The following is a 24,780-nucleotide window of genomic DNA, read 5'->3' on the forward strand; positions in this document are numbered from 1 at the left end:
ATGCCTGATTGCCTTATCAATCAGCGCCCAATGAGTATTGGACGTGATGGATCGGGTTGCCTACCGTCGAGTGGGTGACCTCCTCCTACCTGTACGCCAGCGCGCGGACCCCCTTCGGCCGGTTCGGCGGCGCGCTCGCCGACGTCCGGCCCGACGACCTGGCCGCGACCGCCCTGAGCGGGGTCCTCGCGAAGGTGCCGGGTCTGGACCCGGCCCGGATCGACGACGTGGTCTGGGGCTGCGCGAACCAGGCCGGCGAGGACAACCGCAACGTCGGCCGGATGGCCGTGCTGCTGGCCGGCCTGCCGGTCGGTGTCCCGGCGACCACGGTGAACCGGCTCTGCGGCTCCTCCCTCGATGCCGCCATGATCGGCTCCCGCACGATCGAGACCGGCGACGCCGACGTCGTCGTGGTCGGCGGCGTCGAGTCGATGACCCGGGCGCCCTGGGTGCTGCCGAAGCCCGCGCGCGCCTACCCGGCCGGCAACGTCACCGCGGTCTCGACGACGCTCGGGTGGCGGCTGGTCAACGACCGGATGCCGGCGGTGTGGACCGTCTCGCTGGGCGAGTCGAACGAGCACCTGGCCGAGCGGTTCTCGATCTCCCGCGAGCGGCAGGACGAGTTCGCCGCCCGCTCCCACCAGCTGGCCGACGCCGCCTGGGCCGCCGGGTTCTACGACGACCTGACGGTGCCGGTGGAGGGCGTGGAGCTCACCCGTGACGAGAGCGTCCGGCCCGGCTCGAGCGCGGACAGGCTGGCCGGCCTGAAGGCGTCGTTCCGCACCAACGGCACGATCACCGCCGGCAACGCCTCGCCCCTGAACGACGGCGCCTCCGCACTGGTGCTCGGCAGCGAGAGCGCCGGCCTCGGCGTCGACCCGGTCGCCCGGATCGCCGGCCGGGGGGTGCACGCGCTCGCGCCGCAGGAGTTCGGCTTCGCGCCGGTGGAGGCGGCCGAGAAGGCGCTCGCGCGGGCCGGGATCACCTGGGCCGAGGTGTCGGCGGTCGAGCTGAACGAGGCGTTCGCCGTCCAGAGCCTGGCCTGCCTGGACGCCTGGAAGATCGACCCCGCGATCGTCAACGCCCAGGGCGGCGCGATCGCCATCGGCCACCCGCTCGGTGCCTCCGGCGCCCGCGTGCTCGGCACCCTCGCGAAGCGGCTCGTCGAGTCGGGGGAGCGCTACGGCGTCGCCGCGATCTGCATCGGCGTCGGCCAGGGACTGGCCGTGGTGCTGGAGAACGTGACGGAGGGCGTGTCGTGACCGCGACGATCTGCGACAGCGCGGCTGCCGCGGTCGAGGGCATCGCCGACGGCTCGACGGTCCTGGTGGGCGGCTTCGGCATGGCCGGCATGCCGGTCGAGCTGATCGACGCGCTGATCGAGCAGGGCGCCACGGACCTGACGGTCGTGTCCAACAACGCCGGCAACGGCGACACCGGACTGGCCGCGCTGCTGGCGAAGGGCCGGGTCCGCAAGATGGTCTGCTCCTTCCCCCGGCAGTCCGACTCCTGGGTCTTCGACGGCCTCTATCGGGAGGGGAGGATCGAGCTCGAGGTGGTGCCGCAGGGCAACCTCGCGGAGCGGATGCGCGCCGCCGGCGCGGGCATCGGGGCCTTCTTCTGCCCGACCGGGGTCGGCACGCCGCTGGCCGAGGGCAAGGAGACCCGCGAGATCGACGGCCGGACCTACGTCCTGGAGTTCCCGATCAAGGGCGACGTCGCCCTGATCGGGGCGTACCGCTCGGACCGGATGGGCAACCTGGTCTACCGCAAGACCGCCCGCAACTTCGGGCCGGTGATGGCAACGGCGGCGACCACGGTGGTCGCCCAGGTCCGGGAGGTCGTCGAGACCGGCGCGCTCGATCCCGAGACCGTCGTGACCCCGAGCATCTACGTCGACCGGGTGGTGCAGGTATGAGCCTCAGCAAGCACGAGATGGCAGCCGTGGTGGCCCGCGACATCCCGCGCGGCGCGTACGTCAACCTCGGCATCGGCCAGCCGACGCTGGTCGCCGAGCACCTGACGGACGGCGCCGGGGTGGTGCTGCACACCGAGAACGGCATGCTCAACATGGGACCCGCCGCCGCCGAGGGCGAGGTCGACCCGGATCTCACCAACGCCGGCAAGGTCCCGGTCACCGAGCTGCCGGGGGCGTCGTACTTCCACCACGCGGACTCGTTCGCGATGATGCGCGGCGGCCACCTCGACGTGTGCGTGCTCGGGGCCTTCCAGGTCTCGGCGGCCGGCGACCTCGCCAACTGGCACACCGGCGCCCCGGACGCGATCCCGGCCGTCGGTGGGGCGATGGACCTCGCCATCGGCGCGAAGAGCGTCTTCGTGATGATGACGCTGTTCGCCAAGGACGGCTCGCCGAAGCTGGTGCCGGAGTGCAGCTACCCGCTGACCGGCGTCGGGTGCGTGGACCGGGTCTACACCGACGTCGCCACCTTCGACCTCGGCCCCGACGGCGTCGTGGTCCGGGAGACGCACGGGATGTCGTACGACGAGCTCGCCGAGCGTCTGGACGTCTCGCTCCAGCGCGGGTGACGCCGGGGACGACTGCTGCCGGTGCAGATGTGTCCTCAGGCACAAAAGGTTGACGCTGACAAGTAAGTGCATGCTACACATATAGCGTGTCCTCTCCCCGCGCCACGACCACGACCACCAACCCGCTGGTCCCGGTCCTCATCCTCTGCCTCGGCGGGCTCAGCGCCGCCCTGACCCAGACGGTGGTCATCCCGATCCAGAGCGAGCTGCCGGGCTACCTCGGCACCTCGGCGGACAACACGGCGTGGGTCATCACGGTGACCCTGCTCGCGGGAGCGGTGGCCATGCCCGTCGCCGGCCGGCTAGGCGACCTGTTCGGCAAGCAGCGGGTGCTCGCGGTCAGCGCCGCGATCCTGGTCCTGGGCTCGGTCGTCTGCGCCCTGTCGGACTCGCTGGTGCTGATGCTCACGGGTCGCATGCTGCAGGGCCTCGCGATGGGGTTCATCCCGGTCGGCATCTCGCTGATGCGCGAGATCACCCCGCCCGCGATGACCGCCACGGCCATCGCCGCCATGAGCGCGACGCTCGGCGTCGGCGGCGCGATCGGCCTGCCGCTGTCCGCCTGGATCGCCGACGCGCACGACTGGCACGCCCTGTTCTGGGTCGCCACCGGCCTGGCCCTGGTGACCCTCGCGGCCGTCGTCCTCCTGGTCCCGCACGTCCCGGACGCCAACCCCGGTCGCGTGGACTTCGTCGGTGCGCTCGGTCTGGCCGCCGGACTGGTGGCCTTCCTGATCGGCATCTCCAAGGCCAACACGTGGGGCTGGGCGGACCCGAAGACCCTCGGCTGCATCGTCGGCGGCCTCCTCGTCCTCGCCCTGTGGGGCTGGTTCGAGCTCGGGCACGCCGAGCCGCTGGTCGACCTGCGCACCACCGCGCAGCTGCCGGTGCTGATGACCAACATCGCCGCGGTCGCGATCGGCTTCGGCATGATGGCGCAGTCGGTCGTCGTACCCCAGCTCCTCCAGCTGCCCGAGTCCACCGGCTTCGGCCTCGGCCAGTCGATGCTGCACGCGGGCCTGTGGATGGCCCCCGGCGGGCTGATGATGCTGGCCTTCGCACCCCTGACCAGCATGCTCATCAAGAAGTACGGCGCCAAGCTGACCCTGATGCTCGGCGCCGCCGTGCTCGGCCTGGGATACCTCGTCGCGTTCGGCATGATGGACGCCGCCTGGCAGCTGCTGGTCGCCTCGTGCGTGTCGTCGGCCGGCGTGGGCATCGGGTACGCCGCGATGCCGACCCTGATCATGGACAACGTGCCGATGCGCGAGGCCGGCGCGGCCGTGGGTCTGAACTCCCTGATGCGCTCGGTCGGCACCACGCTGGCCTCCGCCGTGATGGCGGCGGTGCTGACCGGCTCGGTGACCGCATCCGGGATGCCGACCGAGCGGGCCTTCCAGCTCTGCTTCCTGATCGGCGCCGCTGCGGCCTTCCTCGGCGTGCTCATCGGAGCCACCATTCCGCGCAACCGGGACGCCTCGCTGGAGCCGGTCTCGCTCGAGGAGCCGTCGACGGTGCGGGCCTGAGGTCGTCTCGTCGACGCCCTCGGTCGGACCTCAGGTCCGGTCGAGGGCGTCGTTGAACGCCCGGAGGTCGGCGATCAGCCCCTGAGCGCGCTCGACGCCGAGCTCGTCGAGAGCGTCGCTCATCCGGGCGGCGCGCAGCCGCCCGTCGTGCAGGTAGGCGTCGTCGCCGGCAGCGGTCGGGCGCAGCAGCCGCCCGCCGCGTCCCGGAGCGTCGTACCGCTCCACGAGGCCGCGCTCGAGTGCGGCCGCCACCTGCCGGGTCACCGTGGACCGCTCCAGCTGAAGGTCCTCGGCGAGCTCGCGCTGGGTCGAGGGGCCGCGCTCGACCAGCCGCCACAGGATCCGGAACGCCGAGTTGTCCAGCACCGAGCCGGGGTACGACGCGGCGCGCAGGCGCCCGGCCCGCAGCAGCTCGGTCCCGAGCGCGCGCAGGAGGTCGTCCTCGGCCATGACGCGAGTGTGGCACGGCCCGGGGAGCGGTCGATCGGACGGCTTCCAGCCACCGGGAGTCGGCGTGACCGACAGTCATGGTGTGGCGCCCGTCACCTACCCGTCGGTACTCCCGGATGCTGCCTAGGCTCGGTTTCGACCCTTGCGGGTCGCACGGTGCGCCGTGGCCTCCTCCCTGGCCGCGGCGCACCGGCCGCCCGGTGGTCGACTCGGGAGGGTCGGGCTCAGGAGTCGGACGACAGGTACGCCGTGATCGCGTCGCGCAGGCCGATCCGGGCGGCGTCGATGTCGAGGTAGGTGCTCATCGCGTGCTCGACCCGCAGGCCGCGCATCGCGGCGGGCAGCATCGCCCGCACCCGGGCGAGGCGGACCCGGTCGACGTCGAGGTCGGCGAACGCGTGCTCGACGGTGTCGGCCCAGTTCCGTTCCCAGGCGGCGATCGCCTTCGCGGTCCGCGGGAAGGCCGTCTCGAGCTCGCTGCGCTCCTGCGGCAGCGCCATGCGCAGCTGGTGGAGTGCTCGTGAGACGGGCAGGTCGAGGTTGTTCCACAGCATCTCGACGACGGCGTCGACCCGCTCAGCGAGATCGGTCTGGTCCGGCATGTCGGCGAGCATCGGCCCGCCCTCCACCGCGACGTACTCCAGGACGGCCGCCCACAGGCCGTCGACATCGCCGAACTGGTGCTGGACCGTCCCCCAGGTCACTCCGGCCTGACGCGCGACGAGGTTGGCGCTGACCGACTCCGGCCCGCCTTCGGCCAGGCAGTGCAGGGCGACGCGCAGCAGATGGCGCCTGGTCTGCAGGCCGCGGCGGTTCAGGCGGGTGCCCTTCGCGCTGATCGCCGTGCTGTCGCCGGTCGTCGTGCTGTCCTCCACAGGCGCCCTCTCTCCAGGAATCGTCCCGGTCTCCGGGATGGTCGAACCGTTGCACAGAGAGGCGTTGTGTGATCGTGATCACCCAAACCGGTGCGGGCGAGACCTCCCGTGTGCGATCTTCACATCGGCACCTCAACGACTATTCACATAGTACCCTCAATGAGGTTTGATGTGCTCGCGATCACACCGAAGGTTCTTTAGGGAGGGGAAACTTTGATGCGTCATCAGCGTCTGGTCCGGGCGGGAGCCGCAGCGGCCAGCATCTTGCTGCTCGTTCCGGCCTGCTCATCGGACCGCGGAGGCAGCAGCGACCCGGGAGATGGCGGTGAGTCCGAGACGGCCGCCGCCGAGCTGCCGACCGACACGTTCGGCGACCTCGAGTCGCCGTGCGGGGAGGGTGACGCATCGGGCGCCACCGAGCAGGGCGTCACCGACGACTCGATCACGATCGGGTACGGCGACGACAAAGGGTTCACGGCCACGCCCGGCCTGAACCAGGAGATGGGCGACGCCGTGGCGGCGTTCATCCAGTGGTGCAACGGTCTCGGTGGCATCAACGGCCGCGAGATCAAGGGCAACCGCTACGACGCGGCCATCTTCGAGTCCGCACAGGTCATGAAGGAGTCCTGCTCGCAGGACTTCATGATGGTCGGTCACGGCTTCGGTCTCGACGAGAACGCCGAGCCCGAGCGGATCAAGTGCAAGATGCCGACCGTCCCCGGGTTCACGATCTCGCCGGCCGCCTCGATGGGGCCGATGCACTACCAGGGCGTGCCGGGACCGGTCGACGAGTACAACGCGGCGACCCAGCAGATCCTCATCGACGAGTACCCCGAGTTCGCCAAGGTCGGGATGGTCAACAGCGACTCCCCGGCGGTCGACCAGGGCCTCCAGCGGTATTTCGACAACTTCAAGGCGGTCGGGGCCAAGGCCACCGACTGCGGTGTCCGGCTGAAGTCCGCGGGTGGCGACAACTACCGCGCGATCGTCCAGAAGTACAAGGAGTGCGGCGTCACGTCGCTGTTCACCTTCACCCCGCCGTCGCCCCCGATCTACTCCTTCCTCGAGGCCGCGGCCGTCGAGGGCCTGGACGTGATCATGGGCTCGGAGGCGACGTGGTACCTCGAAGGTGTGCTCGACGCCAACGTCGGCGAGCTCACCGAGGGCATCAAGGTCGGTATGCAGTTCCAGCCGTTCGAGAACGCCGACGCGATCCCGGCCGTGGCCGACTACCTGTCGGTGCTGGACGAGTTCGGAGGCGTCAAGGGCCTGCTCGGCATGCAGGCGACGTCGTCGTTCATCCTCTGGGCGCAGGTCGCCAAGGAGTGCGGTTCCGACCTGACCCGTCAGTGCATGGTGGACGGTCTGTCGAAGGTCACCACGTGGACCGGGGGCGGTCTGCACGCCGAGAGCAACCCCGGCGACAACCGGACCCCGTACTGCGGCCTCCTGACCGAGGTCAAGGGCGACGCCTACGAGCAGATCATCCCGGCGGCCAAGGGCGAGTACTTCTGCACCGACGGGCCGCGGACGGCTCCGTCGTCGGCCTGGGGCGGCATCGAGCTGACCAAGGATCGGATCGCCACGAAGTACCTCACCGACGACATCATCACGCCGTCGAGCTGAGCTGATTCATCGGTGCGGGGTCCGGTCGCCACGGCGGTCGGACCCCGCACCACCATTCCGAGTAGTTCCCGTTGCAGTTCCTGGGGAGGGACTTCGTGGACCTGTTCCTGACCTACACGCTGGTCGGCCTGGTGATGGGCGCGGTGTATGCGATCGCCGCGTCCGGCCTGGTGCTGACCTATACGACGTCGGGTGTCTTCAACTTCGCTCACGGGGCGCAGGCGATGCTGTCCGCGTTCTTGTACTGGCAGTTCAGCGTCGGCTGGGGCCTGCCGGTTCCGGTCGCGTTCGTGCTGGTCGTCCTCGTCTTCGGCCCGCTCACCGGGGTGCTGCTGCACAAGACCCTGATGCACGGGCTGCGCGACGTGGCCGAGGTGACCAAGGTCGTCGTGACCGTGGCCGTGCTGCTCGGCATGGTCTCGCTGTCGCAGTGGATCTGGAACCCCTCCGAGCCCCGCACCGTGGAGATGCTGTGGGGCAACCGGACCTCCTTCGAGCTGTTCGGGGTGACGATCCGCTACCACGAGCTGCTCTGCCTGGTCGCGGCCGCGGCGCTGGCGATCGGCCTGCGGCTGCTGTTCACCCGCAGCCGGGTCGGGGTGACGATGCGGGCGGTCGTCGACGACCCCGACCTGCTCCGGCTCAACGGCTACAACCCCGACCGGGTCGCGATGGCGTCCTGGGCGGTCGGTGCCGCGCTGGCCGCGCTCGCCGGGGTGCTGGTGACCCCGGTGGCGGGCGGGTCGTTGGAGGCCAACACGCTGACGCTGTTGGTCATCGACACCTTCGCGGCGGCGATGTTCGGCCGTCTCAAGAGCATTCCGCGGACCTTCGTCGGCGCGCTGTTCCTGGGGCTGGCCTCGACGTACGTCCTGGCCTATGCGCCCACCGAGTGGGACTGGGTCGGCAACGTCAAGACCGCGCTGCCGATGATCGTGCTGTTCCTGGTGCTGCTGGTGCTGCCCCAGGACCGGCTGCGCGGTGCGGCGCAGCGCACCCGCGAGCGGGCCCGGGTGCCCAGCGTGCGGTTCGCGGCCGGGTGGGCGGTGGCCTTCGTCGTGATCATGTTCGTGATCACCAAGATCGCGAACCCGCTGATGCTGGGACCGTGGGCCGCGGGGCTGGCGTTCTCGATCATCGCGTTGTCGCTGGTGCCGCTGACCGGGTACGCCGGCGAGATCAACCTCGCCCCGCTGTCCTTCGGCTCGATCGCGGTGATCGTGGCCTACCACGTCGGCGTGTCCGGCACCGGCATGGACGCCCGCCTGTCCTGGACGGGGGTGATCGCCGGAGTGCTGGCCGCGGCGCTGGTGGGCGGCCTGGTCGCGTTGCCGGCCCTGCGCCTGCGCGGGCTCTACCTCGCGTTGTCGACGATGGCGTTCGGCGGCCTGGTCTCGGCGCTGGTGCTGAGCGAGGTGACTCCGCGCGACTGGCCGATCTGGGGTGAGAACACGATCTTCCCGGCGGCGGTGATCACCCTGCCGCCGGTGGACCTGGGCCCGTTCGACCTGAGCGAGGACGCGACGTACCTGGTCGCGCTCTCGGTCGTCTTCGCGGTGCTCGGCGTGGCGGTGATCGCGCTGCGCAACAGCGGCTACGGACGTCGCTTGGCGGCGATGAAGGACAGCCCCGCGGCGGCGGCGATGCTCGGGCAGTCGCTGGTGCGGCTCAAGCTCAGCGTCTTCATGCTCTCGGCGGCGATAGCCGGCCTCGGCTCGATCCTGATGGTGATGGCGGTCGGCTCGGTGGCCCCCGACAACTTCCTGATCACCGCCAGCCTGGCGCTGGTGATGCTGACCGTCGTCGGTGGTGTCAGCTACGTCAGTGGCGCCCTGTTCGGCGGGTTCATGATCGGCATGGGCTTCTCGCTCATCAACGGCACCTTCGGCAACCTCGCCGCCGACAGCGACATGTACTCCGGCCTCTTCGGCTCGCTGAGCCACGTCTTCGCGATCGCGATCGCGCTGACCGGCCTCGGCGTCAACCGCAACCCCAGCGGCATCGTCAACGACATCTGCGAGTCCTACCGGCCGCTGCGGAACGCCCCACCCGTGCTGTACGCCGGGATCGGGGCCGGGCTGGCACTGCTGGCCCTGAACTGGGTCGAGGTCATCGGCGACTGGACCTTCGCCCTCGGCATCTTCTTCGTCGTGGTGCTGCTGCCCGTGCTCGGCCGGGTCTGGATGCCCGAGCAGGTCCTCACCGAGTCCGAGCTCGCCGAGCGCCGGGCCCGGGCGGCCGAGGTGCCACCCGAGCTCCGGGCCCTCGATGCGCCACTGACGCCCGAGGAGCGTTACGACCTCGACACCTACCTCGGGCTGCCCGCCCGGGCGCTGCCCGCCCTGGACGAGAACCCGCACGACGCACCGGAGGTGGCCCGTGTCTAGCCCGACGACCAGCACCCCCCTGCTGGAGACCCGCGGCATCACCGTCCGCTTCGGCGGCAACACGGCCGTCGACGACGTGAGCCTGAGCGTCGAGCCCGGTTGCGTGACCGGGCTGATCGGCCCCAACGGCGCCGGCAAGACGACGCTGTTCAACACCGTCACCGGCATGCAGCGCCCGACGTCGGGGCGGGTGATCCTGGACGGCGTCGACATCACCGGTCGCCCGGTCGCGAAGCGGGCCTCGCTCGGCATCGCGCGGACCTTCCAGCGACTCGAGCTGTTCTTGTCGCTGAGCGTGCGCGACAACGTCCGGGTCGCCGGCGACATCGTCCGCTCCGGACGCCGCTGGCGCGGGGGCGGGATCGGCGGCGGGTACGACGTCGAGGCCGAGACCGACCGGCTCCTCGAGCTCACCGGGCTGACCCCGATCGCCGACATGGAGGTCTCCGCGATCCCGACCGGTCGGGCCCGCGTCGTCGAGGTCGCCCGGGCGTTGATGACCAATCCCCGGCTGCTGCTCCTCGACGAGCCGGCCTCGGGCCAGACCGAGCACGAGACCGAGGAGTTCGCCGAGATGCTGGCCGGACTCGCGGCCACCGGCCTCGGGATCTGCCTGGTCGAGCACGACCTGCCGCTGGTGATGAAGCTGTGCAGCACCATCCACGTCCTCGACCAGGGCCGGCTGATCGCGTCCGGCACGCCGGCCGAGGTCCAGTCCTCGCCCGAGGTGGTCGCGGCCTACATCGGCGGGGAGGTCCTCACATGAGCTTGAGCATTCACGATCGTCCGGTCGGACCGATCGAGCCGGAGCCGGTCCCGCCGGTGCTGGAGTTCGTCGGCGTACGCGCGGCGTACGGCCCGATCCAGGTCCTGCACGGCGTCGACCTCACCGTCCACCCCGGTCAGGTGGTGGCGCTGCTGGGCCCCAACGGCGGCGGCAAGACCACGACCGTCAAGGTCGCGGCCGGGTTGTTGCCGATCACCGGGGGCGAGCTTCGCTACGCCGGGCAGAAGGTCAACGGGGTCAGCGCCGAGACCGCGGCCGGGATGGGGGTGTGCCTGATCCCCGAGGGACGCGGGGTGTTCGCGAACCTCAGCGTGCGCGAGAACCTCTGGCTCGCGACCGGGACCGGTGCCTCACGTGAGCAGATCGAGGAGCGGGCCTACTTCCGCTTCCCGATCCTCCAGGACCGCCGCAACCAGCTGGCCGGGTCGATGTCGGGTGGCGAGCAGCAGATGCTCGCGCTCTCGCGGGCGCTGGCCACCGACCCCGCCGTGCTGCTGCTCGACGAGCTGTCGATGGGTCTCGCGCCCATGATCGTCAGCCAGATGTACGACACCGTGGCCCAGCTGGTCGAGGAGGGGATCTCCGTGCTCGTCGCCGAGCAGTTCGCACGGACGGTCCTGCCGATCGCCGACGTGGCCGCGGTGATGCTCCAGGGCCGGATCGCCGCCGTCGGCAGCCCGGCCGAGATCGATGTCGACCTGTCCACCACCTACCTGGGGGGATGACGCCACCATGACCACGAACACCGCCGACCACCAAGCCGACCCCCGAACCGCCGAGGAGACCACCGTGAGTGCCCGACCTGGTAAGCGCAGCGAGGCGTTCACCGCCGCGGTGACCGAGAAGAAGCTGAAGACCGGGAGCGCCTCGCGCGACAGCACCGTGCGCGTCGTCGGCCTGGTCGCGATGATCGTCGGAGTGGTGGGCGCGTTCGTGGCCTACCAGCTCTCGCTGGGCTACGAGGACTCCCGGGACACCGGCTCCGCGCAGATCCTCGCCGTCGCGTTCCTCGCCCTGTCCGTCCTCGGCGTCGGGTTCTACCTCGCCGGGTCGCTCTCGGCGCTGATGCGACTCTGGCTGCTGCGCCAGGTCGTGGAGTCGCAGGAGCGGCACGACGAGCTGGTGGCCGCGCTGCGCGAGCAGCGGTAGCTCGTCACTCCGCGGCGGGCTCGCGGTCGCCCCAGAACACGGGCGTCACCGCGTGCTCGCCGCTGAGCCCCTTCAGCTCGACCGTCCGGCCCTCCTCCAGCACCAGGTCGGGGTGCTCGTGGAGCGCGGTCGCGACGGTGTCGCTCACCAGGATCTCGCCGCCCGCGGCCAGGGCTGCGACCCGGGCGGCCAGCGCGACGTGGCGTCCGAAGATGTCACCCTCCCGGTGCACGACGTCACCGTGGTGGATGCCGATGCGCACCCGCAGGTCGGGCCGGCCGTCGCGGAACCCCCGGTCGAAGGCCCGCTGCACGCTCACCGCGCAGCGGGTCGCCCGCTCGGGATCCGGGAAGGCGACCATGAAGCCGTCGCCCTGGGTCTTGACCACGTGGCCGTCGTACCTCGCGACGCGGGTGCGGACGGTCCGGTCGTGGCGCGCGAGCAGCCGGACCCACTGCCGGTCGCCGAGTCGCTCGTTGAGGGCGGTCGAGCCCTCGATGTCGGAGAACAGCATCGACAGGCTGCCGTCCGGGCCGGCCAGGCGGACCAGGTCGGGACGCGCCACCTGGGCCCAGCCGGCGAGGTCGTCGATGGAGTTGCGCAGCGCGCCTCCGAGCCCCTTCTCGCGCACCAGCGCCGCCGTCTCCCAGACGCCCTTGACCACCTCCCGGCTGGTGGGCACCAGCCGGCGCGGCGGCTTCGTCGGAGGCGTGCGCAGCTGCGCGACCTCCTCGCGCAGCAGTCGATGACGGCGCCGTGAGACCTGCAGGGCCACGACGAGGAGCACGATCGCGAGACCCTCGAGGGACACCGCGACGACGAGGAGGACGGTGGCCACGAGCGAATGCTGCCAGACCGGGGCGATGTCGCCGTAGGTCGTGTCGCCAGGCTCACCGCGTCCCGGCGGACACCGGAGCCGGGTCGGCGGCGTGCCTGAGCGGGGCCATGCCGAGGGCCGCGAGCGCGGCGGCCAGCGAGGACGCGGCGACGAGGACCCAGGCGGTCGTGAAGCCGGCCACGGTGGGCGCGCCGGCGTCAGCGAGGCGGTCGCGGCGCAGCGGCTGCGGGACCTGGTCGAGGCCGGGGTGCTCGCCAAGGAGCCCTACCGCGAGGCCGGCCAACGCACCCGCCACGAGTACGTCCTGACCGCCAGCGGCGAGGCGCTGGTCCCCGCCGTCCTCGCCCTGATGGCGTGGGGCGACCGGCACCTGCCAACGCCTAGCCACGTCGGTCTCTCGCACGCCCGCTGCGGGGAGGCGGTGTCGGTGGCGCCGCGCTGTGCCGCCGGGCACGAGGTCGCCGAGGACGAGCTCGTCGTCACCGACACCCGACGCACCTAGAACTTGTTCTAGAAATCTGCTCTGATGTGCGCGTGAGCACCACGGGACAGTTCAGCGCAGCGGAGATCGAGGAGGCGTACGCCGTCTTCCACGGCCACGTCCAGGGCTTCACCGAGTCCGGTGACTGGGACGGGTTCGCCGACCTGTTCACCGAGGATGCGACGTACTTCGAGCACGTCTACGGCACCTTCCGCGGCCGCGACGAGATCCGGGCCTGGGCGACCGCGACGATGACGTCCTTCCCGGGCGGGGTGATGACCGGCTTCCCGCTCGCCTGGTCGGTGGTGGACGAGTCGACGTCGCGGCTGATCTGCGAGGTCCGCAACCTGATGCCCGACCCCGGCGACGGCTCGGTGCACGAGGAGTCGAACCTGACGATCGTCACCTACGCCGGCGACGGGATGTTCAGCCGCGAGGAGGACATCTACAACCCGATGCGCTTCATGAGGATGACGATGCGCTGGGCCGCCGTCGCGGAGCAGCACGGCCGGCTCTCGGACGAGGGTCGCGCCTACGTGGCCAAGTTCGGTTCACCTGCCGGTCACTGACCCCTGGCACCCTGCGCCGGGTGCGGCGTACGACGGTGCTGGTCCTCGGCTGGGTGCTGACCCTGGCGGGGGTGGTGCTCTTCCCTCTGCCGGGCCCGGGGCTGCTGCTGCTCGCCGCCGGTCTCGCCCTGCTCGCCGAGCACCACCCGTGGGCCGAGAAGTATGTCGACCGGGTCAGGGTGCGTGCGCTGCGCGGGGCCGCCGCCGGCGTACGGACGTCGTGGCGGACCTTCTGGACGGTGCTCGTGACCGCCCTGCTCGGCGCCTCCGGGCTGCTCTGGCTGTGGGCGCCGGCCCAGCCGTCGTGGTGGGTGCTGCCGGCCTGGACCTGGCTGCCGGGCGGGGTGTGGAGCGGGGTCGGGCAGATCGTGTCGGGCCTCGTGGCGCTGCTCGTGGTGGGGTACGCCTGGCGGCGCTCGCGCGACGACCCGCCGGCGGCGACGAGCACGACGGGGTAGATCGGGGGGATCCCGGATGCCGTGCTTGTGCGGATCTGGGAGGCTTTCGCCCATGAGGGCGAGGACATGAAGGGCGCAGCCCGCAGGGTGGCCATCGAGGTCGGTGGCTGGGCGCTCGTGCTCGCCGGCGTGGCCGCGCTGATCCTGCCGGGCCCCGGGCTGCTGATGATCTTCGCCGGCGTCGCCGTCCTCTCCCAGCAGTACGAATGGGCCGAGAGGCGCCTCAACCCGATCAAGTACCGCGCGCTGAAGGGCGCCGCCGAGAGCGTCGAGACCTGGCTCCGGATCGGCTTCTCCTCGCTGGTCGCGCTCGGCCTGCTGGCCTGCGGCGTGCTCTGGAGCTGGAGCCCGGCGGTCCCCGGCTGGTGGCCGATCGCGGAGCACTGGTGGCTGCCCGGCGGACTGGCCACCGGCATCACCCAGATCGCCTCGGCCATCGTCGCGTTCATCCTGCTCGGCTGGAGCTACCGCCGCTTCCACGGCAACCCCGAGGCCGTCGCGGACCTCGAGCAGGACATCGTCGATGCCGACGACAAGCTCAAGAGCCTGCGCGACTGAGCCGGCTCAACCCGCAGTGGGCGTGGCCGACTCCAACAGCTCGGCCAGCTCCTCGATGACCTCGTCCAGCGGGTCGGCCGTGCCGGCGGCGCGGGACAGCCCGATCGCCCCCTCCACGGCGGCGACCACGGTGCGGGCCAGGCGGGGCGCCCGGGCGGGCTCGACGCCGGCGTCGGCGAGCGAGCCGGCCAGCACCCGCTGCCAGACCTCGAAGACCTCGCGCGCGACCTCGTGGTGCCGCGGGTCGGTCGAGGTCGCGGCCGCCAGGACGGCGCAACCCGAGCGGTAGCCGCTCTGCTCGAGGGTGGTGCGCCAGGTGTCGGCGAAGACCTGCAGCACGCCCCGCGGCCCGGTCTCGGTCGCCTGCTCGACGATCCGGGTGACGTAGGAGCCGACGTACCGGACCGCCTCGTCGACGAGCTCGGCCTTGCCGCCGGGGAAGTGGTGGTACGTCGAGCCGAGCGGCACGCCCTCCTGCTCGGCCAGGTCGCGCAGGCTCATCGCCTCGATGCCGCCGGTCCCGATCATCCGCGCGGCGCCGGCGACCATCCGGCGGCGGGTGTCCCTCGTCATGGCGTTAAGTCTATTGCCCGCACTATGACGACTGTCCTAGAGTCGGGCCCATGACCATCTATGACACTCGTAATAAACCGGTGCGTGAGGCGGCCGTGGTGCTCGCCGACGACGGCCGCGAGCTGCGCGCGACCTGGTTCCGTCCCACGGGCGAGCCGCGCGGGGCGGTCGTCGTGGTCCCGGCCATGGCGACGCCCGCGGCGTACTACGGCGCGTTCGCCGAGTGGCTCGCGGAGTCCGGCTTCCTGGCGCTGACCTTCGACTACCGGGGGACCGCCTCGGTGGCGGAGCTGAGGGCCGAGACCGGCGACCTGCTGCGCTGGGCCGGCGACGCCGCGAGCGCGCTCGAGGCGCTGCTCGAGGAGGTGCCGGACGGCGTGCCGGTCACCTGGCTGGGCCACAGCCTCGGCGGCCAGGTGCTGCCGTTCGCCCGGCACGACCTCGTCGCCCGGGTGCTGCTCGTCGCGTCCGGATCCGGCTACTGGCGGCACAACGTCGGCACCGTCCGGCTGATCGCGCCGCTGCTGTGGCGGGTCGTCGTGCCGATCAGCACCCGGCTGGCCGGCTACTACCCCGGTCGCCGGCTGCGGATGATCGGTGACCTGCCGACCGGCGTGGTCCGGCAGTGGGGCCGCTGGTGCCTCACCCCGGACTACCTGGCCGTCGACGTGCCCGACGCCGCTGCGCGGTACGGCGAGGTCTCCGTCCCCGTCAGCACCCTGCACTTCACCGACGACGAGCTGCTGTCCGAGGCGAGCATGCAGGCGCTCGAGGCGCTCTACACCGGCACGGCGGTCGAGTCGCAGCGACTCGCGCCCGCGGACCTCGGCGTACCCCGGATCGGGCACCACGGCTTCTTCCGCCGCTCGTTCCGCGACGCGTGGGAGCAGCACGTGCTGCCGCGGCTCGCCAGGCGCTGAGCCGGCGCGGCGATCCCGGCGCTCAGTCCGCGACCGAGGCCGGTGCGCCGTCGGGGAACAGCGTCGCGAGGTAGATGACCACCGGCTCGGTGCCGCGGTTGGCGGCGTGGTGCACCTCGTTCGGCTGCTCGACGATCCACTGGCCGGTCCGGACCTGCCCCGTCTGGCCGGCCTTGATGGTGCGCACGAAGGTGGCGTCCTCGGCGTCGCCCCGCATCACCCGCACCCGCCCGGTCTCGACGGTGTAGGTGAGGGTCCCGTTGGCGATCCGGGCGATCTGGGTGCCGGGGTGGTGGTGCGAGGCCAGCTTCGCGCCGGGCATCACGGTGACCCGGGTCAGGCCGAGGGTCCGGTCGGCGGCGCCGCGGACCTGGGTGGTGGCGGCGAGCGGCTCACGGGCGACGCTCACGGGAGCGGGCGCGTCGGCGGCGCCCACGGAGTAGCCGAGGCCGGCGCCGGACGCCAGCAGGGTCAGGGTGAGGGCGGGCAGCACGAGCAGACGTCGGTTCATGGGCCGACCGTAGGGCCGCGGTCGCGCGGGCCGCAGGCGATCGGGTGAGGCTTCACCCGGGGCCGACGACGCACCGGCCCCGCAGCACTCGTCCCTCGGGTCGCTCGGCTGTCGGAGCCGCGTGCGATGCTGCCGCCCGTGAGCCTGCACCTGCACCGCGCCGAGCGCACCGACGTGCTCGCGGACGCCCTGGGTGACCTGCTCGCGACTCCGCTCGACGACCCGTTCGCCCGCGAGCTGGTGCTGGTTCCGGCCCGCGGCGTCGAGCGCTGGCTCAGTCAGCGGCTCTCCCACCGCCTCGGCCGCGGCGAGCGCCTCGACGGGGTCTGCGCGGGCGTCGACTTCCGCTCGCCTCGGTCGCTGGTCGCGGAGCTCACCGATACCGTGGACGAGGACCCCTGGGCGCCCGACGCGCTCGCCTGGCCGCTGCTCGAGGTGATCGACGCGAGCCTCGACGAGCCGTGGGCGCACACCCTCGCGCTTCACCTCGGCCACCTCGACACCGGCGACGAGGCGGAGTTCCGCCGCGGTCGGCGCTACGCCGTCGCGCGGCGGGTGGCCGGGCTGTTCGCGTCGTACGCCTCCCAGCGCCCGCAGCTGCTCGTCGACTGGCTGCGGGGATCGCCCTCCGACGGCACGGGCGGTGAGCTCGACGCCGACCTCGCCTGGCAGCCGCCACTGTGGCGCGCGCTGGTCGAGCGGATCGACGCGCCAGCCCCGCACGAGCGCCACGACGCCACCCTCGCCCGCCTCGCCGCGGGCCCGGTCGACCTGCCCTCCCGACTGTCCCTCTTCGGGCACACCCGGATGCCCCGCACGGAGATCGAGCTGCTGCGGGCGCTCGCCGACCACCACGACCTGCACCTGTGGCTGCCCCACCCCAGCGCGGCGTCGTGGCTGGGCCTGGCGGGCGCCGGCGGGCCGGTGCCGCGCCGCGAGGACCTGACCCACCGCCGGGTCGGTCACCCCCTGCTGGCGACGCTGGGCCGCGACGTGCGCGAGCTGCAGCGCGGACTCGGTGACGGCGTCGCCGCGAGCGACGTCCATCACCGCGGGCCCGAGCCACCCGCGACGATGCTCGGCTGGCTGCAGTCCGACCTGCGGGCCGACGCCGCGCGCCCCCAGGGTCGGCGCCTCGACCCTGCGGACCGCACCGTGCAGGTGCACAGCTGCCACGGCACCGCTCGGCAGGTCGACGTGCTCCGCGAGGTCCTGCTCGGCCTGCTCGACGACGATCCCACCCTCGAGCCGCGCGACATCTTGGTGATGTGTCCCGACATCGAGACCTACGCCCCGCTGATCACCGCCGGGTTCGGGCTCGCCGACGTCGTCGAGGGCGGTCACCCGGCCCACCGGCTCCGGGTCCGGCTCGCCGACCGGGCGCTGACCCAGACCAACCCGCTGCTCGGGGTCGCCGCCGAACTGCTCGACCTCGCCGGCGGGCGCGCCACCGCGAGCCGGGTGCTCGACCTGGCCCAGCGCCAGCCGGTGCGCAAGCGGTTCGCGTTCACCGACGACGACCTCGACGCGATCACGTCCTGGACGCGCGAGTCGGGCGTCCGCTGGGGCTTCGACCCGGAGCACCGGGCGCCGTTCGGGCTCGACTTCATCCAGAACACCTGGCAGTTCGGCCTGGACCGGGTGCTGGCGGGCGTCGCCCTGTCCGACGACTCCCGGGCCTGGCTCGGCACCACGCTCCCGCTCGACGACGTCGGCAGCAACCGGGTCGAGCTGACCGGGCGCTTCGCCGAGTACGTCGACCGGCTCGTCGTCGCGACCGACGCGCTCACCGGGGCCCGGCCGCTCGGCGACTGGCTGGCCGCGCTGGCCGAGGGGGTGAGCGCGCTGACCCGGGTCGACTCAGCCGAGGCGTGGCAGACCGGACAGGTCCAGCGCGAGCTCGCCGCGGTGCTCGCGGATGCGGCCGACCGGGAGGGCACCCTGATGAGGCTGACCGACGTCCGTGCGCTGCTCGGCAGCCATCTCGCGGGCCGGCCCACCCGGGCCAACTTCCGCACCGGCACGCTGACCGTCTGCACCATGGTGCCGATGCGGTCGGTGCCGCACCGCGTGGTCTGCCTGCTCGGGCTCGACGACGGGATCTTCCCGCGGCTCGGCCTGGTCGACGGCGACGACGTGCTGGCCCGCGACCCGGTCACCGGCGAGCGCGACGTCCGCTCCGAGGACCGCCAGCTGCTGCTCGACGCGATCGGCGCGGCCGCCGAGCGGCTGGTCGTCACCTACACCGGCGCCAACGAGCACAGCGGCCGTCCGCGGCCCCCCGCCGTACCTCTCGGTGAGTTGCTCGACGCTCTCGATCGCACCACCGAGGACCCGGTCCGCGACCGGATCGTGGTCGAGCACCCCCTGCAGCCCTTCGACGCGAGCAACGTGACGCCGGGCGCCCTGGGAGTGCCCACGCCCTTCACGTTCGACCCGTCGATGCTCGTGGCGGCCCGCACGCTGACCGGCGCCCGCCCGCCCGCCCCGGAGTTCCTGGACCGACCGCTGGCGCCTCCCGGTCACGACGACGTGCCGCTCGCCGATCTGGTCCAGTTCTTCAAGGACCCGGTCAAGGGCTTCTTCCGCGCGCTCGACGTCACCCTGCCGTGGGACGCCGACGGGCTCTCCGACGCGATGCCGGTCGAGATCGACGCGCTCGAGACCTGGGGCGTGGGCGACCGGATGCTCGCCGACATGCTCCGCGGCATCCACCCCGACCAGGCGCTCGCGGCCGAGTGGCGCCGCGGGTCACTGCCGCCCGGCCGGCTCGGCTGGCGCAAGGCGAGCGAGGTCCGTGAGGCCGCCATGCAGCTCGCCATCCACGCGCTCACCCACCGCCAGGTGCCGCCGAGGGCCCACGACGTCGCCGTGGTCCTGCCCGACGGGCGGCGGGTCACCGGCACGGTCTCCCCGGTGTACGCCGACCGGCTGGTCGCGGTCGGCTACTCCCGCCTCGACGGCAAGCACCTGCTGGAGTCCTGGATCCGGCTGCTGGCGCTGGCCGCCCACCACGACGACCACAACTGGACCGCCCTCACCATCGGCCGCGCGCCCCGTGGCTCGCAGCCGGCCCAGCGGCTGCTCGGCCCAGCGGTGGAGGAGCCGCTCGGGCTGCTCGCCGACCTGGTGGCGATCTACGACGCCGGCCGGCGCGAGCCGCTGCCGCTGCCGCTGAAGTCGTCGTTCGCCTGGGCGAGCGCGCGGCTGATGGGCGACGACCCCCGCGACGCGGCCCGACGACGGTGGAAGTCGGCACGGTTCCCCGCCGAGGACGCCGAGCCCGCCCACGTCCGGGTCTGGGGGGCCAACGCGCCGTTCGAGACGCTGCTCGGTCCGGTGCCCCCGGGCGAGGAGGTCGAGGGCGAGGACACCCGCTTCGGCGCGCTCTCGGCCCGGCTCTGGGTGCCCCTGCTGCGCAGCGAGAGGGCGATCACCTGATGGAGCCCTTCGACCTGCTCGGCCCGCTTCCGTCGGGCCCGACCACCACCGTCCTGGAGGCGAGCGCCGGCACCGGCAAGACCTACACGCTGGCCGCGCTGGTGACCCGGTACGTCGCGGAGGGCCGCGCGACGCTCGACGAGATGCTGCTGATCACCTTCGGCCGCGCCGCCAGCCAGGAGCTGCGCGAGCGGGTCCGCGACCAGCTGCTCGTCGCGGCCGAGGCGCTGGCCGACCCCGACGTCCTCGGCGACGACGCCGACGAGCTGCTCCGCCACCTGGTCACGGGCAGCGTCGAGGAGCTCTCCGCCCGCCGCGACCGGCTGCGCGACGCCCTCGCGGGCTTCGACGCCGCCACCATCGCGACCACCCACCAGTTCTGCCAGCTGGTGCTGCGCTCGCTGGGCGTCGCGGGCGACACCGACGCGGGGGTCACCCTCGTCGAGAGCCTCGACGAGCTGGTGACCGAGGTCGTCGACGACCTCTACCTCCAGCGGTTCGGCAACGAGCAGGAGAAGCCGGCGGTGAGCCGCGCTGAGGCGCTGCTGCTCGCCCGCGAGGTCGTGGCCAACCCGCGCGCCGTGCTCACCCCGCTCGACCCGCCGGCCGGCTCGACCGCGGCCGTGCGCTACGCCTTCGCCGCCGACGTGCTCGCCGAGCTGGAGCGCCGCAAGCGCCGGCTCGGCGTGCTCGGCTTCGACGACCTGCTCGGCCGACTCGCGGTGGCGTTGGAGGGCGAGGACGCGCCGGCCCGGGTGCGGATGCGGCAGCGCTGGCGGATCGTGATGGTCGACGAGTTCCAGGACACCGATCCGGTGCAGTGGGACGTCATCGAGCGCGCGTTCGTCGGCCACACCACCGTGGTGCTGATCGGCGACCCCAAGCAGGCCATCTACGCCTTCCGCGGTGGCGACATCTCGACGTACCTCCGCGCCGCCGGGCAGGCCGACCACCACCGCACCCTCGCGACGAACTGGCGGAGCGATCGACCGCTCGTCGAGCGGCTCCAGAAGGTCCTGCAGGGGGCGGCGCTCGGCCACCCCGACATCGTCGTCCGGCCCGTCGAGGCCCAGCGGTCGGGTCAGCGGCTCGCCGGCGCGCCCGTCGACGACCCGTTCCGGCTGCGGGTGGTCACCCGGGAGAAGTTCGGCCTCCAGGGCACCCGGACGATCGCCATGGACGAGCTGCGCCCCTTCGTCGCCGCCGACCTCGCCGCCGACGTCAAGCGTCTGCTCGCGTCCGGGGCGTCGTACGACGGCCGGCCGCTGGTCGCCAGCGACATCGCCGTGATCGTCGAGGCCCACAAGGACGCCCGGGTCTGCCGTGACGCGCTGGCCGAGGCGGGCGTCCCCGCGGTCTACACCGGCGACAGCGACGTCTTCGCCTCCCAGGCGGCTGCCGACTGGCTGTGCCTGCTGGAGGCGTTCGAGCAGCCGCACCGCAGCGGGCTGGTGCGGGCGGCGGCGTCCACGATGTTCTTCGGGAAGTCCGCGGCCGACCTGGCCGCGGGTGGCGACCGGCTCACCGACCAGGTCGCCGACACGCTGCGGCAGTGGGCCGACCACGTGCGGGAGCGGGGCATCGCCGTGGTCCTCGAGGCCGCACTGGTCGCCGGCCTGGCCGAGCGGGTGCTGACCTGGCGCGGCGGCGAGCGGCACATGACCGACCTCGCCCACGTGGGTCAGCTGCTCCACGAGACCGCCCACCGCGACCGGCTCGGCCTGCCCGCCCTGCTCGACTGGCTGCGCACCCAGTGCGACGAGCGGGGTGGCGCCGGCGAGCGCAACCGGCGACTCGACAGCGACGCCGCGGCCGTCCAGATCATGACCGTCTGGGTCAGCAAGGGCCTGCAGTACCCCCTCGTCTACCTGCCCTTCGCGTTCAACCGCTACCTCCCGCAGCGCGAGGTGGTGCTCTACCACCACGACGACGAGCGCCGCCTCGACATCGGCGGCAAGAGCCAGCCGGGCTTCCGCACGATCGAGGCCCGGGGCCGGGCCGAGATGGCCGGCGACGACATCCGGCTCACCTACGTCGCGCTCACCCGGGCCCAGTCGCAGGTCGTCGCCTGGTGGGCGCCCTCGTGGGACGAGCCGAACGGCGGCCTGTCCCGGCTGCTGCGCGGTCGTGGCCCGGGTCAGGCCGAGGTGCCCGACCGGTGCGAGGACAAGGTCGAGGACGTCGCCGCGCTGACCCAGCTCCGACGCTGGGAGTCGGTCGGTGGCCCGAGCATCGAGCAGGCGCTGCTCGTGGCCGCCGAGGAGACACCGCCGGGGTCGCCGCCGACCGCGCTGGGGGTGCGTCGCTTCGACCGGAGCATCGACCTGGCGTGGCGGCGGACGTCGTACTCCGGCCTGATCCGGGCCGCCGAGGAGCTGCGCGGCGTCACCTCCGAGCCCGAGGTCGGAGTCCTCGACGACGAGGCGGACGGGCCGCTGCCCGTCGCCCCGACCCCGACTCCCGGGGAGACCGTGGGAGGACTCGTCTCCCCGATGGCCGACCTGCCCGCCGGCGCGACGTTCGGCTCGCTCGTCCACGGCGTGCTGGAGCACGCCGACCCGCACGCTCCCGACCTGGTCGCCGAGCTCGCGGCCCGGGTCCGCGAGCAACTGGCCTGGTGGCCGGTCGAGGCGGGCGTCGACGACCTCGCGTCGGGGCTGGTGCCGCTGCACCGCACGCCGCTCGGCCCGCTGGCACCGGGGCTGACGCTGGGCGACGTCGGGCTGGGCGACCGACTCCGCGAGCTCGACTTCGAGATCCCCCTCGCGGGCGGCGACCACGCCACCGGTCCGCGGGTCGTCCTCGCCGACATCGGCGCCCTGCTCCGCCGCCACCTCCCGGCCGGTGACCCGCTGCTGCCGTACTCCGACCGGCTCACCGGCCCGGGTCTGGCCGAGGAGTCGCTCCGGGGCTACCTCACCGGATCGATCGACGTGGTGCTCCGGGTGCCCGGCGAGGACGGTTCCCGCTACCTCGTCGTCGACTACAAGACCAACCGCCTGGGCACGCCTGACGCGCCGCTCACCTCCGACGACTACCGCCGCGACCAGCTCACGGCCGCGATGCTGCACTCCGACTACCCCCTGCAGGCGCTGCTCTACACCGTCGTCGTGCACCGCTACCTGCGCTGGCGGCAGCCGGGCTACGACCCGGCGATCCACCTCGGCGGGGTGCTCTACCTCTACGTCCGGGGCATGTGCGGGCCCGAGACCCCGCTCGACGACGGCCACCCGGCCGGCGTCTTCAGCTGGACCCCGCCCCCGTCCCTGGTCACCGCGTTGTCCGACCTCCTCGACGGGGTGACGTCATGACGACCGCCTACGACGACCCGCGCGACCATCGCCTCGCGCTGACGGCGAAGGAGCCGCTGGCGGAGTTCAACCGGGCCGGGGTGCTGGAGGCGGCCGACGTGCACGTGGCGGTCCGCGTCTGCGACCTCGCGGGCGAGGCCGAGCCGAGGGTGGCTCTCGCGGTCGCGCTGGCCGTGCGCGCCGTGCGTGGCGGGTCGGTCTGTGTCGACCTGACGACGGTCGCCGCCGACTCGCTCGCTCCCGACCTGCCCTGGCCCGACCTGGACGAGTGGCGGGCCGCCCTGGCCGCGAGCCCGCTCACGCGCGAGCCCGAGGTCCTCCGGCTGCTGGACGACCGGCTGCTCTACCTCGACCGCTACTGGCGCGAGGAGGAGCAGGTCTGCGACGACCTGCTGGCCCGGCCGGCGCCGGTGCCGATGTCCGAGGAGGCCGCGCAGGCTCTCGAGGTGGCGCTCGACCGGGTCTTCCCGGCCGAGGGGTACGACGAACAGCGGGCCGCGGCCCGCATCGCGCTGCAGCAGAGCACCACGGTCCTGACCGGTGGCCCGGGCACCGGCAAGACGACGACGGTCGCGGCGCTGCTCGCGCTGCTGGCCGAGCAGGCCCGCACCCAGCACCGGCCGCTGCCGCGGATCGCCCTCGCGGCGCCCACGGGCAAGGCGGCCGCCCGGCTCCAGCAGGCCGTCGTCGAGGAGGTCGCCAAGTTGCCCGGGTCCGACCAGGACGCCCTGCACGGCCTGCAGGCGGTCACCCTGCACCGGCTGCTCGGCAGCCGACCGGACACCGCCGCCCGCTTCCGCCACCACCGCGACAACCGGCTGCCGCACGACGTGATCGTGGTCGACGAGACCTCGATGGTGTCCCTGACGATGATGGCCCGGCTGCTGGAGGCGGTCCGGCCCGACACCCGGCTGATCCTGGTCGGGGACCCCGACCAGCTGACGTCGGTGGAGGCCGGGGCGGTGCTCGCCGACCTCGTCGAGGGCCTCGGCGAGCGCAGCGACGTCCAGGTCGCGGGACTGCGCACCTCGCACCGCTTCGGGGAGACGATCCGGACGCTCGCCGAGGCGGTCCGGGCCGATGACCCCGACCTCGTGGTCGAGCTGCTCCGTGCAGGCGGCGACCACGTCGAGCTGGTCGACGACGCCGACCCGGCTCCCCGGCTGCGGGAGCTGCTGGTGCCGCACGCGGTGCGGCTGCTGCGCGCCGCCGAGGCCGGCGAGGTCGGCGGTGCGCTGCGGATCCTCGACGAGCAGCGGTTGCTGTGCGCGCACCGGGAGGGCCCGCACGGCGTGCAGCACTGGAACCGCCAGGTCGAGCGCTGGCTGGGGGAGGAGACCGGCCAGCCGATCTGGTCGACCTGGTACGCCGGCCGGCCGCTCCTCGTCACCGCCAACGACTACGGCCTCGGCCTCTACAACGGCGACACCGGCGTCGTCGTACGCCGTGAGGACCGGTCCCTGCGGGCGGCGGTCGCCGGCAGCGTCACCCAGCACGACCTCGCGACCAGCCGGCTCGCCCAGGTCGAGACCATGCACGCGATGACGATCCACAAGAGCCAGGGCAGCCAGGCCGACGAGGTCGTCATCGTGCTGCCGCCGCCGGAGAGTCGGCTGCTGACCCGCGAGCTCTTCTACACCGCGCTGACCCGTGCTCGGGACAAGGTCGTCGTCGTGGGATCCGAGGACGACGTCCGAGCCGCGGTCGCCCGCCGGGCCCAGCGCGCGTCCGGACTCCAGCACCGGCTCCGGCAGCTCTAGCGATGCCCGGGCC

Annotated in this window: 22 protein-coding genes; 17 read left to right on the forward strand and 5 right to left on the reverse strand. The window is 72.8% G+C overall.

What is annotated here, in order from left to right:
- Nucleotides 1-74: 74 nt before the first annotated feature.
- The 4 genes from MUB56_RS05300 (at nucleotide 75) to MUB56_RS05315 (ending at nucleotide 4,073) form a co-directional block, all read left to right on the forward strand.
- Nucleotides 75-1,262: a thiolase family protein gene (locus MUB56_RS05300; protein WP_244930860.1), complete on the forward strand. Its 1,188-nt coding sequence runs from the start codon at nucleotides 75-77 to the stop codon at nucleotides 1,260-1,262.
- Nucleotides 1,259-1,918, forward strand: coding sequence for a 3-oxoacid CoA-transferase subunit A (locus tag MUB56_RS05305; RefSeq protein WP_244930861.1), 660 nt, complete (start codon nucleotides 1,259-1,261; stop codon nucleotides 1,916-1,918). The genes MUB56_RS05300 and MUB56_RS05305 overlap by 4 nt, the downstream gene beginning before the upstream one ends.
- On the forward strand, nucleotides 1,915-2,547 hold the full coding sequence (locus MUB56_RS05310) for a 3-oxoacid CoA-transferase subunit B (RefSeq protein ID WP_244930862.1): 633 nt from the start codon (nucleotides 1,915-1,917) through the stop codon (nucleotides 2,545-2,547). Before MUB56_RS05305 ends, MUB56_RS05310 begins: the two co-directional genes overlap by 4 nt.
- An 86-nt stretch (nucleotides 2,548-2,633) precedes the next feature.
- Entirely contained in the window at nucleotides 2,634-4,073 is a 1,440-nt protein-coding gene (locus MUB56_RS05315; RefSeq protein WP_244930863.1) for an MFS transporter, read from the forward strand.
- Nucleotides 4,074-4,103: 30 nt separating this feature from the next.
- On the opposite strand, the gene MUB56_RS05320 is transcribed toward MUB56_RS05315, so the two are convergent.
- Together MUB56_RS05320 and MUB56_RS05325 are read right to left on the reverse strand one after the other, a co-directional pair.
- On the reverse strand, nucleotides 4,104-4,523 hold the full coding sequence (locus MUB56_RS05320) for a MarR family transcriptional regulator (RefSeq protein WP_244930864.1): 420 nt from the start codon (nucleotides 4,521-4,523) through the stop codon (nucleotides 4,104-4,106).
- Nucleotides 4,524-4,747: 224 nt separating this feature from the next.
- The gene (locus tag MUB56_RS05325; RefSeq protein WP_244930865.1) at nucleotides 4,748-5,398 is read right to left on the reverse strand and encodes a TetR/AcrR family transcriptional regulator; all 651 of its coding nucleotides are present in this window, start codon (nucleotides 5,396-5,398) and stop codon (nucleotides 4,748-4,750) included.
- Between the two features lie 216 nt (nucleotides 5,399-5,614).
- Between MUB56_RS05325 and MUB56_RS05330 the strand changes: the two genes are divergently transcribed.
- The 5 genes from MUB56_RS05330 to MUB56_RS05350 all read left to right on the forward strand — a co-directional run bounded on the left by MUB56_RS05330 (nucleotide 5,615) and on the right by MUB56_RS05350 (nucleotide 11,347).
- Nucleotides 5,615-7,024 (forward strand): ABC transporter substrate-binding protein, encoded by a 1,410-nt coding sequence (locus MUB56_RS05330; RefSeq protein ID WP_244930866.1) that lies wholly within the window; start codon nucleotides 5,615-5,617, stop codon nucleotides 7,022-7,024.
- Between the two features lie 95 nt (nucleotides 7,025-7,119).
- Entirely contained in the window at nucleotides 7,120-9,411 is a 2,292-nt protein-coding gene (locus MUB56_RS05335; RefSeq protein ID WP_244930867.1) for an ABC transporter permease, read from the forward strand.
- Entirely contained in the window at nucleotides 9,404-10,177 is a 774-nt protein-coding gene (locus MUB56_RS05340; RefSeq protein WP_244930868.1) for an ABC transporter ATP-binding protein, read from the forward strand. Before MUB56_RS05335 ends, MUB56_RS05340 begins: the two co-directional genes overlap by 8 nt.
- Nucleotides 10,174-10,923 (forward strand): ABC transporter ATP-binding protein, encoded by a 750-nt coding sequence (locus tag MUB56_RS05345; protein WP_244930869.1) that lies wholly within the window; start codon nucleotides 10,174-10,176, stop codon nucleotides 10,921-10,923. The genes MUB56_RS05340 and MUB56_RS05345 overlap by 4 nt, the downstream gene beginning before the upstream one ends.
- A gap of 7 nt (nucleotides 10,924-10,930) precedes the next feature.
- A complete protein-coding gene (locus MUB56_RS05350; RefSeq protein WP_244930870.1) occupies nucleotides 10,931-11,347 on the forward strand; it encodes a hypothetical protein in 417 nt (138 codons plus the stop codon).
- A 4-nt stretch (nucleotides 11,348-11,351) separates the two neighbouring features.
- Here the strand turns inward: MUB56_RS05350 and MUB56_RS05355 are convergent, their stop codons facing one another.
- On the reverse strand, nucleotides 11,352-12,185 hold the full coding sequence (locus tag MUB56_RS05355) for an adenylate/guanylate cyclase domain-containing protein (protein WP_244930871.1): 834 nt from the start codon (nucleotides 12,183-12,185) through the stop codon (nucleotides 11,352-11,354).
- Between the two features lie 91 nt (nucleotides 12,186-12,276).
- On the opposite strand from MUB56_RS05355, the gene MUB56_RS05360 reads away from it, so the two are divergent.
- The 4 genes from MUB56_RS05360 (at nucleotide 12,277) to MUB56_RS05375 (ending at nucleotide 14,251) form a co-directional block, all read left to right on the forward strand.
- Nucleotides 12,277-12,687: a helix-turn-helix domain-containing protein gene (locus MUB56_RS05360; protein ID WP_244930872.1), complete on the forward strand. Its 411-nt coding sequence runs from the start codon at nucleotides 12,277-12,279 to the stop codon at nucleotides 12,685-12,687.
- 32 nt (nucleotides 12,688-12,719) lie between these two features.
- Nucleotides 12,720-13,235 (forward strand): nuclear transport factor 2 family protein, encoded by a 516-nt coding sequence (locus tag MUB56_RS05365; RefSeq protein ID WP_244930873.1) that lies wholly within the window; start codon nucleotides 12,720-12,722, stop codon nucleotides 13,233-13,235.
- A gap of 20 nt (nucleotides 13,236-13,255) precedes the next feature.
- The gene (locus MUB56_RS05370) at nucleotides 13,256-13,693 is read left to right on the forward strand and encodes a PGPGW domain-containing protein (RefSeq protein WP_244930874.1); all 438 of its coding nucleotides are present in this window, start codon (nucleotides 13,256-13,258) and stop codon (nucleotides 13,691-13,693) included.
- A gap of 66 nt (nucleotides 13,694-13,759) precedes the next feature.
- Nucleotides 13,760-14,251 carry a PGPGW domain-containing protein gene (locus tag MUB56_RS05375; protein ID WP_244930875.1) on the forward strand — a complete coding sequence of 164 codons (492 nt, stop codon included), beginning with the start codon at nucleotides 13,760-13,762 and terminating at the stop codon, nucleotides 14,249-14,251.
- A 6-nt stretch (nucleotides 14,252-14,257) separates the two neighbouring features.
- Here MUB56_RS05375 and MUB56_RS05380 read toward each other — a convergent pair whose 3' ends face one another.
- Entirely contained in the window at nucleotides 14,258-14,824 is a 567-nt protein-coding gene (locus tag MUB56_RS05380; RefSeq protein WP_244930876.1) for a TetR/AcrR family transcriptional regulator, read from the reverse strand.
- 50 nt (nucleotides 14,825-14,874) lie between these two features.
- Between MUB56_RS05380 and MUB56_RS05385 the strand changes: the two genes are divergently transcribed.
- Nucleotides 14,875-15,744 (forward strand): alpha/beta hydrolase, encoded by an 870-nt coding sequence (locus MUB56_RS05385; protein ID WP_244930877.1) that lies wholly within the window; start codon nucleotides 14,875-14,877, stop codon nucleotides 15,742-15,744.
- A 22-nt stretch (nucleotides 15,745-15,766) separates the two neighbouring features.
- On the opposite strand, the gene MUB56_RS05390 is transcribed toward MUB56_RS05385, so the two are convergent.
- Entirely contained in the window at nucleotides 15,767-16,255 is a 489-nt protein-coding gene (locus MUB56_RS05390) for a hypothetical protein (RefSeq protein ID WP_244930878.1), read from the reverse strand.
- 138 nt (nucleotides 16,256-16,393) lie between these two features.
- On the opposite strand from MUB56_RS05390, the gene recC reads away from it, so the two are divergent.
- The 3 genes from recC to recD are packed head-to-tail and all read left to right on the forward strand — an operon-like array spanning nucleotide 16,394 to nucleotide 24,767.
- Nucleotides 16,394-19,696, forward strand: coding sequence for an exodeoxyribonuclease V subunit gamma (gene recC / locus MUB56_RS05395; RefSeq protein ID WP_244930879.1), 3,303 nt, complete (start codon nucleotides 16,394-16,396; stop codon nucleotides 19,694-19,696).
- Nucleotides 19,696-23,007, forward strand: a complete 3,312-nt coding sequence (locus MUB56_RS05400; protein WP_244930880.1) for a UvrD-helicase domain-containing protein — start codon at nucleotides 19,696-19,698, stop codon at nucleotides 23,005-23,007. The genes recC and MUB56_RS05400 overlap by 1 nt, the downstream gene beginning before the upstream one ends.
- On the forward strand, nucleotides 23,004-24,767 hold the full coding sequence (recD, locus tag MUB56_RS05405) for an exodeoxyribonuclease V subunit alpha (RefSeq protein WP_244930881.1): 1,764 nt from the start codon (nucleotides 23,004-23,006) through the stop codon (nucleotides 24,765-24,767). Before MUB56_RS05400 ends, recD begins: the two co-directional genes overlap by 4 nt.
- The last annotated feature ends 13 nt before the right edge of the window (nucleotides 24,768-24,780 follow it).

This window comes from Nocardioides sp. W7 (genome assembly GCF_022919075.1).
Taxonomy (GTDB): domain Bacteria; phylum Actinomycetota; class Actinomycetes; order Propionibacteriales; family Nocardioidaceae; genus Nocardioides.

Excerpts from the sequence above, each read along its gene's own strand:
- MUB56_RS05310 (WP_244930862.1), top strand. The coding sequence starts at position 1,915 with ATGAGCCTCAGCAAGCACGAGATGGCAGCCGTGGTGGCCCGCGACATC.
- MUB56_RS05320 (WP_244930864.1), bottom strand. The coding sequence starts at position 4,523 with ATGGCCGAGGACGACCTCCTGCGCGCGCTCGGGACCGAGCTGCTGCGG.
- MUB56_RS05330 (WP_244930866.1), top strand. The coding sequence starts at position 5,615 with ATGCGTCATCAGCGTCTGGTCCGGGCGGGAGCCGCAGCGGCCAGCATC.
- MUB56_RS05345 (WP_244930869.1), top strand. The coding sequence starts at position 10,174 with ATGAGCTTGAGCATTCACGATCGTCCGGTCGGACCGATCGAGCCGGAG.
- MUB56_RS05350 (WP_244930870.1), top strand. The coding sequence starts at position 10,931 with ATGACCACGAACACCGCCGACCACCAAGCCGACCCCCGAACCGCCGAG.
- MUB56_RS05375 (WP_244930875.1), top strand. The coding sequence starts at position 13,760 with ATGAAGGGCGCAGCCCGCAGGGTGGCCATCGAGGTCGGTGGCTGGGCG.
- MUB56_RS05380 (WP_244930876.1), bottom strand. The coding sequence starts at position 14,824 with ATGACGAGGGACACCCGCCGCCGGATGGTCGCCGGCGCCGCGCGGATG.
- MUB56_RS05385 (WP_244930877.1), top strand. The coding sequence starts at position 14,875 with ATGACCATCTATGACACTCGTAATAAACCGGTGCGTGAGGCGGCCGTG.
- MUB56_RS05390 (WP_244930878.1), bottom strand. The coding sequence starts at position 16,255 with ATGAACCGACGTCTGCTCGTGCTGCCCGCCCTCACCCTGACCCTGCTG.
- MUB56_RS05400 (WP_244930880.1), top strand. The coding sequence starts at position 19,696 with ATGGAGCCCTTCGACCTGCTCGGCCCGCTTCCGTCGGGCCCGACCACC.
- recD (WP_244930881.1), top strand. The coding sequence starts at position 23,004 with ATGACGACCGCCTACGACGACCCGCGCGACCATCGCCTCGCGCTGACG.